Origin of the sequence: Clostridium sp. MCC353, assembly GCF_018785315.1 — a bacterium.
Classification (GTDB): domain Bacteria; phylum Bacillota; class Clostridia; order Lachnospirales; family Lachnospiraceae; genus CHH4-2.
The window spans coordinates 3,988-16,325 of sequence record NZ_WQPN01000085.1 but is presented as its reverse complement, the minus strand read 5'-3'; the positions used below and the strand labels follow the sequence as shown (position 1 = coordinate 16,325).

The window sequence follows — 12,338 nt, the reverse complement described above, 5'->3', positions numbered from 1 at the left end:
GTGAAGGCATTTTCGAAAATGCCTTCACGCTTCATATCAAAAAAAGACAATGCCGTAACACGGCAGAACGGAGGAAATCATGAAAAATACGTTGAAAGTATTATCAGTAACCATAATAGCCGCCGCATTATGCGCATGCAGCGGAGAAACCAGACAACCGGAAAAAACGGACGAACCGGTCAGTCTGAAGACCTCAAATGCCGGAGAAACCGGTATTACAGAATATACCGGAAAGGAATATAAGTTCCAGTTGGGCCACCACATGCAGTCGGAGCATTCTACTAATAAGTATGCGGAATATTTTGTGGAGGAACTGGAACGCCTCAGCGGCGGAAAGATTACCGCCGTAATATATCCGGCCGGGCAATTGGGAAACCAGGCTGAGAATACGGAGGCGGTGAGAATGGGCACATTGGAGATGACCATCAGCGATCTTCCGTCCATTGCAGCTTTATATACGCCTGCGGATATCATTGGCCTGCCTTACCTGTTTAAAGACATGGAACATGTGGAGCGTTTTTATGACAGCGGCCGTTTTGGAACATTTAAAGGAGAGGTGGCAGATGCCACGGGAATCAGAATTTTAAGCGACAGCCATTCCGGTATGCGCATGGTCTATTCTCAGAATCCGATCAGCAGCGTGGCAGATATGAAAAATCTGAAAATCAGGGTGCCGGAGATTCCGGTATATGTCAATACATTTGCGGCCCTTGGATGCAGCACAACCCCAATCCCATTTAGCGAAATATACACTTCCTTACAGACCGGAGTGGTGGACGCCCTGGAACTGCCGCCGGAAGGATTTTATACGGCCAGCCTGTATGAGGTGACAAAGTCCATGGCGGTTACCAACCACATTTATTGTGATATGGCTCTTCTTATTAACAATGACCTGTTCAATTCACTGGAACCAGAAGCACAGGCCATCGTGGAAGAGGCGGCCCAGGAGGCGGCTCTGAAACACCGGAGGCTTGTAAAAGATCAGACGGAAGAGCTAATTTCCCAGATCAAAGATAAGGGGCTCACAGTGACAGAACCTCCTTTTGAAGAGTTCCAGCAGGCTACGGCAAAAGTTTGGGAGGATTTTATAGCGAAAAATCCGGAGGGGCAGGAACTGATTGACAGTGTAAAGAGTTTGGAAGAATAGGCTGTACAGGGCAGAAAGGCGGGGAGAAGTTGAAGACTTTAAGGAAAATTTGTGATGGTATTGATTGTTTTTTTGACTGGACTGCCTGTTTTTGCGGGCTTCTGCTATTGCTGTTAATTGGGCTTAGTCTGGCTTCCGTAGTGGGACGCATGGTCAGCCGCCCTATCTTTTGGGCAGATGAGGCCCAGCGGTATCTCATGATTTATATGGCATTTACCGGGGCAGGAGTTTTATCCGCCAGGGCGGATCATCTGATGGTGGATCTTTTGGAATTATTCGTTCCAGTGAAGATCAGAAGATATTTTTATTATTTGAGCGATGCGGTGATCATCGGAGCTATGTTTTGCTTCCTCGGCCCCTCCATCCGCATGGTCACTAAAAACCTGGCGGTGAGGTCTTCTGCCATGCAGATATCCATGGGATATGTCTATTTCTGCATCCCCCTGGGGGTCGTGCTCATTATAATAGGAACAACGAAAGTGCTGTTAGCTAAGATGTTTTTTGAAAATGAGGCGGAAAAGGAGGGGTGACAAATGTATGTGGGCGCGTTGTTTATTATTTTTATGCTTTTGCTGGTCCTCTCCATGCCTGTGGCCTTTGCGATGGCATCGGCAGGCGGATTTACTTTGCTGCTGGAAGGCGTGGACTTGATTGGAGCAGTTCCCAGAGTGTTTTCCGGCATGAATTCCATGTCACTGTTAGCGATTCCCTTCTTTCTGTTGTCGGGATCATTGATGGAATATGGGGGTATTTCCAAACAGCTGGTGGCATTTGCCAAGGCTTTGGTGGGTCATTTGACGGGCGGGCTGGCCCATGTGTGCGTCCTTTCCAGCATGATATTTGCCAGTGTTTCTGGCTCCTCTGTGGCATCCGCAATGGCTTTCGGCAATATTCTGGTGCCAGCGATGAATAAAAGCGGTTATGACAAGGGATTCACTTCCACGATCCAGGCTTGCGGAGGAACGCTGGGCCCTATCATCCCGCCCAGCATTGTGATGATCATGTATTGTTCCATAACCGGAATTTCAGTTGGGGCAATGTTCATGGCCGGTTTTATACCCGGAATTCTCATTGGCATCGGACTGATGATCGTATCTTATGTATATGCAAAAAAAGCGGGAATTCCGAAAGAAGAAAAAGTGCCCGCAGGAGAAGTTTGGAAGGCGTTCAAAGGCGCGGTATGGGCGTTGTTCATGCCGGTTATCATTGTCGGCGGCATTCTCAGCGGATTGTTCACGGCTACGGAATCCGGCATGATCGCTGTTGTGTATGGGATTTTCATCGGTAAAGTGATCTATAAAGAGCTGGAATGGAAGGCCCTTCCCAAAATCTTCGTTAATACGGCTCTGGCATCTGCAAAAGTGCTGTTTGTGAGCGGAATGGCAAACATCCTGGGATGGGAACTGGCCAGGCTCAATTTCCCCACTATGGTCATCCATGGGATCAGCCGGATGACGGAGAATAAATGGATCATTATGCTGCTGATCATCGGCCTGTTTATGCTGGTGGGATGCTTTGTGGAAACGGTGGCTGCGATCGTTATCTTTATTCCGGTTTTATATCCGCTGGCCGCCCAGTTCGGCTTTGAACCTATTCATTTTGCCATCGTTGTCATCCTGACCCTGGTGATGGGCCAGGTGACGCCGCCGGTGGGGGTGATTCTCTTTCTGACCTCATCCATGAATGGAATATCTATAAAGAGGACATTCCGCTATCTGCTCCCCTGCCTGGCAGTTTTCATGGCAGTGATTTTTATCTGTGCATTTGTACCGGATGTTCCCATGCTGCTACCCAGACTGTTTTATGGGGTGTAATGAAAAGGAGAGGAAAGAAGAGGTGGTTTTGGCAGTTTAACATATAATTCTTATAAATACATATAATCCATACTTATTATAAAAATAATATAAGTAATGACACCAAAGGTCATTGAAATGAATATCATTCAAACCGGATAAGTTTAATTTCCGGCAAAAAAATTCCCCCACCCGCCGCCTGTTCAGCGATGTTTTCAGCGGTGTACCGGGGATTGTGCAAAAAAGTGGATGCGCACGAAGCGCCTCCACTTTTTTTGTTGAAAATGTCCATACTGTATTGACATGGGCTATTACTTGTGATATATTTAATACAAGTTAAACATATTATAAAAGTATGATAAGTTGAAAAAAGGGGTTTTTGTTTCTTACACATGAAAGGAGGACGTCGATGAACGATTCACCGATGATTGCAGGAAGAGGGAAAAAGAGACTGTTTAAAAGAGTAGAGCCGTTTTTCTATTTGCTGCCGGCAGCCGCATTTTTTGCCATCTTCACATTTTATCCATTTATAAAAACGATCTACAGCAGTTTCTTTTTAGTGAACGCAAAAGGGGAGATCAGGAGTTTTGTCGGGCTGGAAAATTACATACATGTATTGTCCGATCCCAAGTTTATTAAGTCAATCGGCAATACATTGCTCTATGTGGCCCTGTCCTCGCCGGTTGCTATCGCGATTTCCCTGTTGTTAGCCATGCTTTGCTGCAACAAAACGAAGACATCTTCCATTTACGAAACCATGTTTGCCATAACCATGGCTATGTCTTTGTCCGTAACGGCCATGATTTTTAACCTTCTCTACAATCCTACCATCGGTGCTCTGAACCATTTGGTGGGGCAGAAGATCCGGTGGCTGGGCGACCCGAAGATCGCCATGATATCTTTGAGCATCATCGCGGTGTGGATGAATATCGGCTATAACTTTTTGTTCCTCCTGGCGGCGGTCAGGGGCGTTCCGGCAGAACTTTTGGAAAGCGCCGAAGTGGACGGAGCGGGAACGGTGAAAAAAGTGTTTAAGATCGTGATCCCGCTGATTTCTCCAACCGTATTTTTCCTGATTTGTAATTCGCTGGCTAAGAATATGATGATGTCAGGACTGGTTCTGATCCTGACCGAAGGAGGTCCCCAGGGATCAACCCAGACCATGATTTCTTATATGTTCCAGCAGTCCATTAACAACCAGAATTATAACGACGGTTTTGCGGCGGCGATTATTGCGTTTATTCTCACATTTGCCGCTATGTGCCTGAGCTTTGCGTTTGAGAAGAAAGGAGTGCACTATCAATGAGAAGTAATCCGAGAAAGCGTATATTCAATCTTCTGTTCCAGATGCTTTGCTTAGCAGGCGGGCTCCTCGTTATATCTCCTATTTTATATGCGGTCAGCGTTTCTTTCATGGATTCCGACCAGATTCTGAATACGGAACTGTCTCTGCTGCCGAGGAGAATCCATTTTGAAAACTACAGGATCGCCCTCAACACCACGCCGCTGCTCCGCTATATGTGGAACTCCCTGGTGATCGCAGGCGTTTCCAGCGTTATCCGTGTGCTGACGGCCAGCATGGCGGCATTTGCCTTTGCATTTATGGCATTCAGGGGGAAGAACGTGATCTTCATGCTGTTCATGTCCACCATCATGGTTCCGGCCGACTGCCTTCTGGTAACCAATTACCAGACCGTTTCCAGGCTGGGGCTGGTCAATACCTATATCGGCATGATGATCGTTTTCTGTGCGTCCGCCCTCAATATACTGATGATGAGGCAGAATTTTCTGTCCTTCTCCTCGGAACTCTATGATGCGGCAAATGTGGACGGCTGCGGGAACTTCCGCTTCTTTACCAGGATTCTGCTGCCGCTCAACAAATCCGTTTTGACAACCGTGTTTATCTCCGCGTTTATCGGCACATGGAATACATACCTCTGGCCGATGCTCGTTACGAATAAGAATGAAATGAGAACCGTGCAGGTGGGGATCACCATGCTCAACTTCCCCGACGGTACGGTATACGGCCCCATTATGGCGGCCGCCACAATTGTGTTAGTGCCTACGATTTTAGTATTCATCATCTTTAAGAAGCAGATCGTAAGCGGTATTATGGTAGGTTCTGTTAAGGGATAAGATAACCCAGGATATACAGAAAGAAAAAGGAGGAAATTATTTATGAAGAGAGCAGTTAGTATCTTATTGGCAGCAGCCATGGCAGCCGGTCTGACCGCATGCGGCGGATCAGGAAGCAGCGCACCGGAAACCACAAAAGCCACAGAGGCGGCAAAGAGCAGCGAAGCTCCCGCAGCGGCAGGAAGCGAAGCGGCGTCGGAACAGGCCCCGGCATCTTCGGGCGAAACCGTAAAAGTGGAATATTGGCACACCATGACAGGGGCCAATGAAACAGCCATCAACGCAGTTGTACAGAAGTTCAACGATACGGTGGGAAAAGAAAAAGGCATTACGGTGGAATGCATTTTCCAGGGCGATGATATCAATGAAAAACTGAAAACCTTATATCAGGCGAAAGATACGGCCAATTTCCCGGACTGCGCCATGATCGTTAATGCTGGAATCCCTTCAATCAAGGATTATGAACAGATCGTTCCGGTTGAAGATATGTATGCGTCAGGAAAGGATATCTCTGTTAAAAAAGAAGACCTTCTTCCCAACACAGCCAGAGCATCCAGCTATCAGGATAAGATGATCTCCATGCCGTTTAACGCCTCAGCCATTCTTCTTTACTATAACAAAGATATGTTTAAAGAAGTGGGCCTTGATCCGGAAAATCCGCCTGCAACCATCGCTGAGATGGCCGACTGCATTACAAAACTGATGCAGAAAGACGATAAGGGACAGGTTACCAGATACGGTTTAAATGTAGCTGTCAGACGCTATCAGATGGCAAACTGGATTGGAATGCAGGGCGAATACAACTTCTTCGGAGACAATGAAGGCGGACGCGCCGGCCTGATGAGCAAAGTCACATTCGGCGAGGACGGAACCCTGATGAATTATCTGACCGAGTGGGAAAAAGTAGTGAAAACCGGCGGTTATAAAGAAGTAGAAGACAACATCAACGAAGAATTCTCCATGCAGCTTTTCGGCATGGCGGTTATGTCTTCCGCACGAATCGGCAAGATCACCAGCCTGGTTGGAGACAGCTTTGACTGGGGAACCGCTTATCTTCCTAAGGTAAATGCCGACGATAAAGGCGGAGTGGCCGTAGGCGGCTCCGGTACGGTAATGTTCAACAGAGGCAATCAGGATGTTGTGGACGCGTCCTGGATATTCACCCAGTATTTATCCAGCCCGGAAGCACAGTATGACTTCTGCAGCGCAACCGGTTACATCCCTGTAAACAGCCAGACCTATGAACTGGATCAGATGAAGACCTTCCTGGAAGAGAACGACAAGTTTGCGGTAGCCTGTGATGAACTGAGAAATTCCAATCCAAACGTACAGGAACCATTTGACATCATCAACTGGGAAATCGACGCGATCATCCGCGACAATATGGAATTATTCGGCAGCGGACAGCAGGATATCCAGACCACTCATGACAATATCGTCAATGACTGCAATGACAAACTTTCCAATTATGTAAGAGCAAATCAGTAAAAGAAAAGGAAATCTGTAAAATGGTAAAACTTGTTGTCAGTGATATGGACGGCACCCTCTTAGCCCAGAACTCGGTTCTGGGCGGACGGGCCATCCGGATGGTTCAAAAGCTGAAGGAGAAGGGGATTCTTTTCACTATGGCTACAGGCAGAAGCCAGTGCCTGAGTGAAGAATACGAAAAACTCCTGAATTTGGAGATCCCCTATATCGCCTGCAACGGGGCGGTGATCTTAAAACGGGGAGAGATAATAAAACAGCATCAAATCGCTTTAAAAGGTCTGCGCCCGCTGGTGGAAGAGGCGGACCGTCTGGATATGTCTGTGGTGTTCAGCATCGGCGGCAGCGAGTTTTACTATAAAGAAACTCCATGGATACTGGAAAAAAGAAGAGAAGAAGGCTTCTACCAGAATCCCATGATCCTGACGGATGAGATCTGGGACCGGACGTATCTGGAAAAACTGATGATTATGGATAACTGCCGTACCGGAAGGATCACCCTGATGGAGGATATGTGCAGAAAACTTCCGCCGGAATACGGATTCACCAGATACACCAATATGTCGGTAGAGATCGTAAACTGCCGGGCCACTAAAGCAGAAGGGGTCCGTTTTCTGGCGGACTATCTGGGGATCCCCATGGATGAAGTCATGGCCATCGGAGATCATAAAAATGACTGTGAGATGCTTACAGAAGCGGGAATTGGAGTTGCCGTATCCAATGCGATTCCCGATGCAAAGGAATGCGCAGATTATGTAGCCGCAGGCAGCTACCTGGACGGGGTGGCCGAAGCGGTGCAGATGTTCTGCAGAATTGATACGGAGGAGGCATCATGAGACTATCCACATCAACTTGTATGTATTTTAACCGCCCGGGCGGAATAAAGGCCGGGGTTCAGGATTCCATCCGCCGTCTGGCAGAGGCCGGATACCGGGTGCTGGATATGAATTTTCACGACTTTTCCACATTCCAGACCCCATTCAGAGAAGCGGGATGGGAGAAATGGCTGGAAGAAGCCATAGAGGAAAAGGAGAAATGGGGAATTGAATTTTCCCAGGGCCATTCCCATTTCTATAATTATTGTGATCCGGGGGTAAAGGATAAGGAATACCTGGACGAACTGATCCGCCGGGGAATCGTGTCCGCCGGACGTTTGAACATCAAATGGCTGGTCATCCACGCCGGGACGGATTTTGATTCGGCGACGCTGGTGAAGAGCTCCAAAGAAAAGGCGCTGGAATATTTTAAACCGGTGATTGAACTGGCGGCGGAGCATGGGGTGGGAATTGCCATAGAAAATCTGTGGGATCTGAACATTTCACCGCTGCGGCGCTACACCACAACCGCGGAAGAGCTGGTGGATCTGGTGGATTCCCTGCCCTACGACAATGTGGGGATCTGCTGGGATGTGGAACACGCCAGCATCATGCAGCAGAGCCAGACGAAAGCCCTCAATCTGATCGGCCCCCGTTTAAAGGCCACCCATATTTCTGACCACAACGGGAAAAATGATGACCACATTCTGCCGTTTATGGGGCCTACGGACTGGAACGAGATTATGAATGCCCTTGCCAGGATCGGCTATCAGGGCGATTTTACATATGAAACCCACCGCTATACCCAGGCTGTGCCGGATGGAGCGATACCGGCGGCCCTTAAATACAGCTATGAACTGGGACAGTATCTTCTGTCCCTGGCGAAAGCGGATACAGATAAAACAAATGCCGGTTAAACGGCGGTGCAGGAGGAATCGTTTGAAGAATAAGCCCGATGGCTTATGTTTCAAACCCAAATTTGTGCCGGAGCCCTAAATTTGAATCGCAGCTGAGAATCTGAGATTCTCAGCGCGCGCCTACGCAAAAAACGCTTCGGCAAGGAGGAAGAATATGAGCGTTACATACGACAATGCAATGAGGCGCCAGGTCATGAGCCTGCCGGAACTGATGGATGCGCAGTATGCGGATCTGGAGCCTAAAACAAGAAGTATTTTATCATTTCAGGAGATTTATTCCTGTCAGAGAATCATTTTAACGGGATGCGGGGATTCTTATGCGGCATCCATGGCCATGAAGCCGGTTTTCGAAATTCTGACCGGCATCAAAGTGGATTTAATTCCAGCGTTAGAACTCTGCCGGTATACGCCGGAGAAGCTTTTGACGGGCAATGCATTCAGCCCTCTCGTGATCGTAGTCAGCAATTCCGGCGGAGCCGCCCGGTTGTCGGAAGCGGTTCAGAGATGCAACAAATACGGGGCATTTACCATGGCCATCACCGGAAAACCGGAATCTCCCGTAGGCATGCAGGCGAAAAGAGTGCTGCAGCTGGAAATCCCGCGGTTTGAGAGCGCGCCGGGAACCCGTTCCTATATGGTCTGCCTGATGGCCCTGGAGCTGTTAGCCATCCGCATGGGTGAGGTGAGAGGAAGATATCCTATGGATCAGGCCTCCGTTTACCGTCATGAGGTGAGGGATCAGGGAAAGGCCCTGGCGGAGATGATGCCTCAGATCGACGCCTCCGTTTTAGAGGTGGCTGAGGCTTGGAAAGGTCTGGCCGCATTTGATTATGTGGGAGCCGGATTTGACTATGCGGCCGCCTGGTTCGGCCATGCCAAGATGCTGGAAGCCACAGGAAGATATTCCATGCATATCAATTCGGAAGAGTGGTTCCATCTTAACTGTTTCCTGAAGAATTTAGACCAGATCGGAACGGTAGTGATCGCCAACACCACCAACCCGGGACTGAGCCGCACCAAAGAGATGATAAAAACGGCCGCCGGAATGGGACGGAACATGATGATCGTAACCGACGGCACCAAGGAAGATTTCGGCGTGGACGCTTATTATGTCCAGGTTCCCAAGCCGGGCACTCCTTACAGCATGCCGCTGACCCAGTTTGTGCCTGTATGTCTTCTGGCCGCCTATCTGATGGCCATGGACGATGAAAAACAGTGCCGCGGCTGCACCGGCCCATGGGAATTCTGCCAGGGCGCGGCAGGGCTTAAAAACAGTGAGATCGTAATAATTTAACAGGAGGCCGCTATGCTGAAAAAATATGATTTACAGACCCAGTACAACGATGTGATTAATATAACCGACCAGGTAAAGGAAGCTGTTTCGGAAAGCGGAGTGAAATCCGGCCTCTGCCTGGTATTCAATCCCCATACCACCGCGTCCATGACCGTAACTTCTTTCTGGGACCCAAAGGGATTTGAGGATCTTCAGGATGAAATCTGCCGTCTGATACCGACCAAGGTGGATTTTAAGCACCAGCACGATACGCCCCAGGATGCCGCAGGGCATGTGAAATCTTCTTTGATGGGCGTGGAGATGTGCTTTATCGTGGAGGATGGAAAACTTCTTTTGGGAGGTTCCCAGGGAATCTTTTTCCTGGAATTTGACGGGCCGAGAAAGAGGAAGTTCTACGTAAAAGTGATAGAAGGATAAGAACAGCCGCAATAAAATGCCCTGGCAACCGGCAAACCACAATTCTGCCGGCTGGCAGGGTATTTTTATAATGTTATGCTGTTACGAACGGCTTATCTTCTTGACCGAAAAAGCTGGCGGGGAAGCATCGGATATTCATCCGATGTGAAAATTGGTGAAGAAAGGCGCTTACAAGCGAGCTTGACGCTCCTTTCTTCACCAATTTTCCCGCCGTTCTGAACTGTTACAATATTTTATTATCAATCCGGTAGGTACCGCCGATATTTTTTAAAGTCAGTTTAAAACGCACCGCATTGCCGATCCAGAAGGTACTGGAGAGTTCCAGAGGCGTTTGATCCGCCAGGACGGACAGGCCGTTTACCAGCATCAAAGGGGAATCGGGAGAGATGTCCAAAAGATGGGTTTCCTCCAATGTGGGGCGGGTCACTTCAATGGTATCGTCCACTTCCGCGGCAATCAGGTTATAGTCGTTAGCTAAAGTGGCGGAAAGCTTGTTGTTTGGAATGTCAATTGATTCAATTCCCGGCACGAAATGGGACGGTATCCAGGACTTGCCGAGGGCAACGGGCTTACCGTTGGAACAATACAGCCTTGAAAAATAGAAGACAGGAGAACCCACCGGTATCTGAAGGGGGCCGCAGATTTCAGCCGAAGCTTCTTCAATCACATACTGTTCAATCTTTTCAGCCGTAATATTATAGGACTGGAGCCCGCCGGCGTTAAAGCGTTCGCTGGACACCAGGTTATAGCTGAGATTATGGACAAATGGGGAACGTATCTCATTGACAACAGCCGGTTTTCCCTGCTGGCGTTTAATAAAGCCATCCCGCTCCAGCTCTTTTAAAGCCTGCCGGATGGTGATTCGGCTGACTTTATATTCGTCGTTCAGTTTTGCTTCGGACGGAATCGGCTGTCCAACAGCCCATTCATGGATGGAGATACGTTTTTTCAGATCATTATATACCTGATAATAGGCAGGGATAGGGGAGTTCTTATCAATGGAATGCATAAATTCACCGCACTTTTCTTTTAATCTTAATTGAATTGATTATAAGAGAAAAACATTTAAAAGTCAATGATTACAGGAGGTAGTAAACATGAGTATTACGTTAGAAAACAGGGTTTTAGGTTCCCTTTACGGAATGGCCACAGGAGATGCTTTGGGAGTGCCGTCTTCCACCTATCCGCAGAAGCAGGTAGAGGATACATGGGGGTGGATTGACACCTTTTATCCCCCGGCTCCCGGACACATTTTCCACGACGGACTGAAGGCCGGAGAGTACACAGACGATACGGAACAGGCCCTGGCGCTTCTTCATTCCTTTATCCGCCATAAAAAAGTGGTTCCCCATGATGTGGTGGAAGAGATCATCAAATGGGCGGACCGGGTCAAAGGAAAATACGCCAGCCCTCTTGGGCCAAGCACAGAGCGTGCCTTAAAGGCGATCCGGGCGGGCGCCGACATCCACACTTCTGGTATCAACGGCAATACCAACGGTTCCGCCATGAGGATCAGCCCTGTGGGAATCATCCACGGAATCAGGAAATCCAGTTGTGAAGAACTGGTAAAAGACGTTTACATGACCTGTATGCCAACCCATAATACGGATGTCTGCGTGTCCTCTGCCGCTGCCATTGCCAGAGGGGTGGCAGTGTGCCTGATGGGCGAGACTGACCTGGATAAAATCGTGGCAGAAACGCAGAAAGCCGCGGATCTGGGAGCCGCTTACGGCAATAAAATCTGCGCCCCGTCCATTTCCAAGAGAATCGCCCATGCATGCAGTATTGTTAAAAAAGCGGAGAATCCCAGGCAGGCGTTAAAGGATCTTTACGATATTTACGCAGGCATGGATCTGGCGGCGGATTCCATCCCGGTTGCCGTAGCCCTTTTCGTACTGGGCAAAGGCGATGTGAAACTGGTAAATGAATACTGCGTGAACTTCGGCGGCGACTGTGATACCAATGCGGCCATGGCAGGGGCTATGGCAGGAGCCTATTCAGGGATTGAGACAGTGCCTGCGGACTGGGTTCAGACCATTAATGAGGTCAATCATATCGATCTGTCCATCTATGTGCCCCAGTTGATTGAGCTGGCGGAAGAATGGACCGTAGCTGAAGATTGATGTCGATTCAGGAGCGCCGGGTGTGACAGAAATGATTTATTAACTGGACTTATATATAATTCTTAAAATAAAATATAACTAATTAATGTTTTCCTTCTTGAGAAACTTTATCTTTGTGTTATAATCAAATTAATTGATAAAGTTCTGTAAGTGAATAAAAGGACGGGAAGCCTGATTGTAATTCTAAAATTTCAATTAGGTTTCCTGTCCT

Annotated in this window: 12 protein-coding genes; 11 read left to right on the top strand and 1 reads right to left on the bottom strand. The window is 48.3% G+C overall.

Annotation, left to right across the window (positions count from 1 at the left end):
- Positions 1–79: 79 nt before the first annotated feature.
- From GPL15_RS15625 to GPL15_RS15580, 10 genes are all read left to right on the top strand, one after another.
- Positions 80–1,147, top strand: coding sequence for a TRAP transporter substrate-binding protein (locus GPL15_RS15625; RefSeq protein ID WP_215699617.1), 1,068 nt, complete (start codon positions 80–82; stop codon positions 1,145–1,147).
- 29 nt (positions 1,148–1,176) lie between these two features.
- Positions 1,177–1,677 (top strand): TRAP transporter small permease, encoded by a 501-nt coding sequence (locus GPL15_RS15620; protein ID WP_215699616.1) that lies wholly within the window; start codon positions 1,177–1,179, stop codon positions 1,675–1,677.
- A gap of 3 nt (positions 1,678–1,680) precedes the next feature.
- Positions 1,681–2,961, top strand: a complete 1,281-nt coding sequence (locus GPL15_RS15615) for a TRAP transporter large permease (RefSeq protein ID WP_215699615.1) — start codon at positions 1,681–1,683, stop codon at positions 2,959–2,961.
- 388 nt (positions 2,962–3,349) lie between these two features.
- Positions 3,350–4,246, top strand: coding sequence for a sugar ABC transporter permease (locus tag GPL15_RS15610; RefSeq protein WP_252198456.1), 897 nt, complete (start codon positions 3,350–3,352; stop codon positions 4,244–4,246).
- Positions 4,243–5,076 carry a carbohydrate ABC transporter permease gene (locus tag GPL15_RS15605; RefSeq protein WP_215699614.1) on the top strand — a complete coding sequence of 278 codons (834 nt, stop codon included), beginning with the start codon at positions 4,243–4,245 and terminating at the stop codon, positions 5,074–5,076. Before GPL15_RS15610 ends, GPL15_RS15605 begins: the two co-directional genes overlap by 4 nt.
- Before the next feature lie 42 nt (positions 5,077–5,118).
- Positions 5,119–6,564 (top strand): extracellular solute-binding protein, encoded by a 1,446-nt coding sequence (locus tag GPL15_RS15600; RefSeq protein WP_215699613.1) that lies wholly within the window; start codon positions 5,119–5,121, stop codon positions 6,562–6,564.
- A gap of 20 nt (positions 6,565–6,584) precedes the next feature.
- A complete protein-coding gene (locus tag GPL15_RS15595) occupies positions 6,585–7,397 on the top strand; it encodes an HAD family hydrolase (RefSeq protein WP_215699612.1) in 813 nt (270 codons plus the stop codon).
- On the top strand, positions 7,394–8,293 hold the full coding sequence (locus GPL15_RS15590; protein ID WP_215699611.1) for a sugar phosphate isomerase/epimerase family protein: 900 nt from the start codon (positions 7,394–7,396) through the stop codon (positions 8,291–8,293). Before GPL15_RS15595 ends, GPL15_RS15590 begins: the two co-directional genes overlap by 4 nt.
- A gap of 154 nt (positions 8,294–8,447) precedes the next feature.
- On the top strand, positions 8,448–9,587 hold the full coding sequence (locus tag GPL15_RS15585) for an SIS domain-containing protein (RefSeq protein ID WP_215699610.1): 1,140 nt from the start codon (positions 8,448–8,450) through the stop codon (positions 9,585–9,587).
- Between the two features lie 12 nt (positions 9,588–9,599).
- Positions 9,600–10,004, top strand: a complete 405-nt coding sequence (locus GPL15_RS15580; protein ID WP_215699609.1) for a secondary thiamine-phosphate synthase enzyme YjbQ — start codon at positions 9,600–9,602, stop codon at positions 10,002–10,004.
- A 223-nt stretch (positions 10,005–10,227) separates the two neighbouring features.
- Here the strand turns inward: GPL15_RS15580 and GPL15_RS15575 are convergent, their stop codons facing one another.
- Complete coding sequence (locus GPL15_RS15575; protein ID WP_215699608.1) at positions 10,228–11,013, bottom strand: GntR family transcriptional regulator; 786 nt, start codon at positions 11,011–11,013, stop codon at positions 10,228–10,230.
- Between the two features lie 88 nt (positions 11,014–11,101).
- Between GPL15_RS15575 and GPL15_RS15570 the strand changes: the two genes are divergently transcribed.
- Positions 11,102–12,127, top strand: coding sequence for an ADP-ribosylglycohydrolase family protein (locus tag GPL15_RS15570; protein WP_215699607.1), 1,026 nt, complete (start codon positions 11,102–11,104; stop codon positions 12,125–12,127).
- The last annotated feature ends 211 nt before the right edge of the window (positions 12,128–12,338 follow it).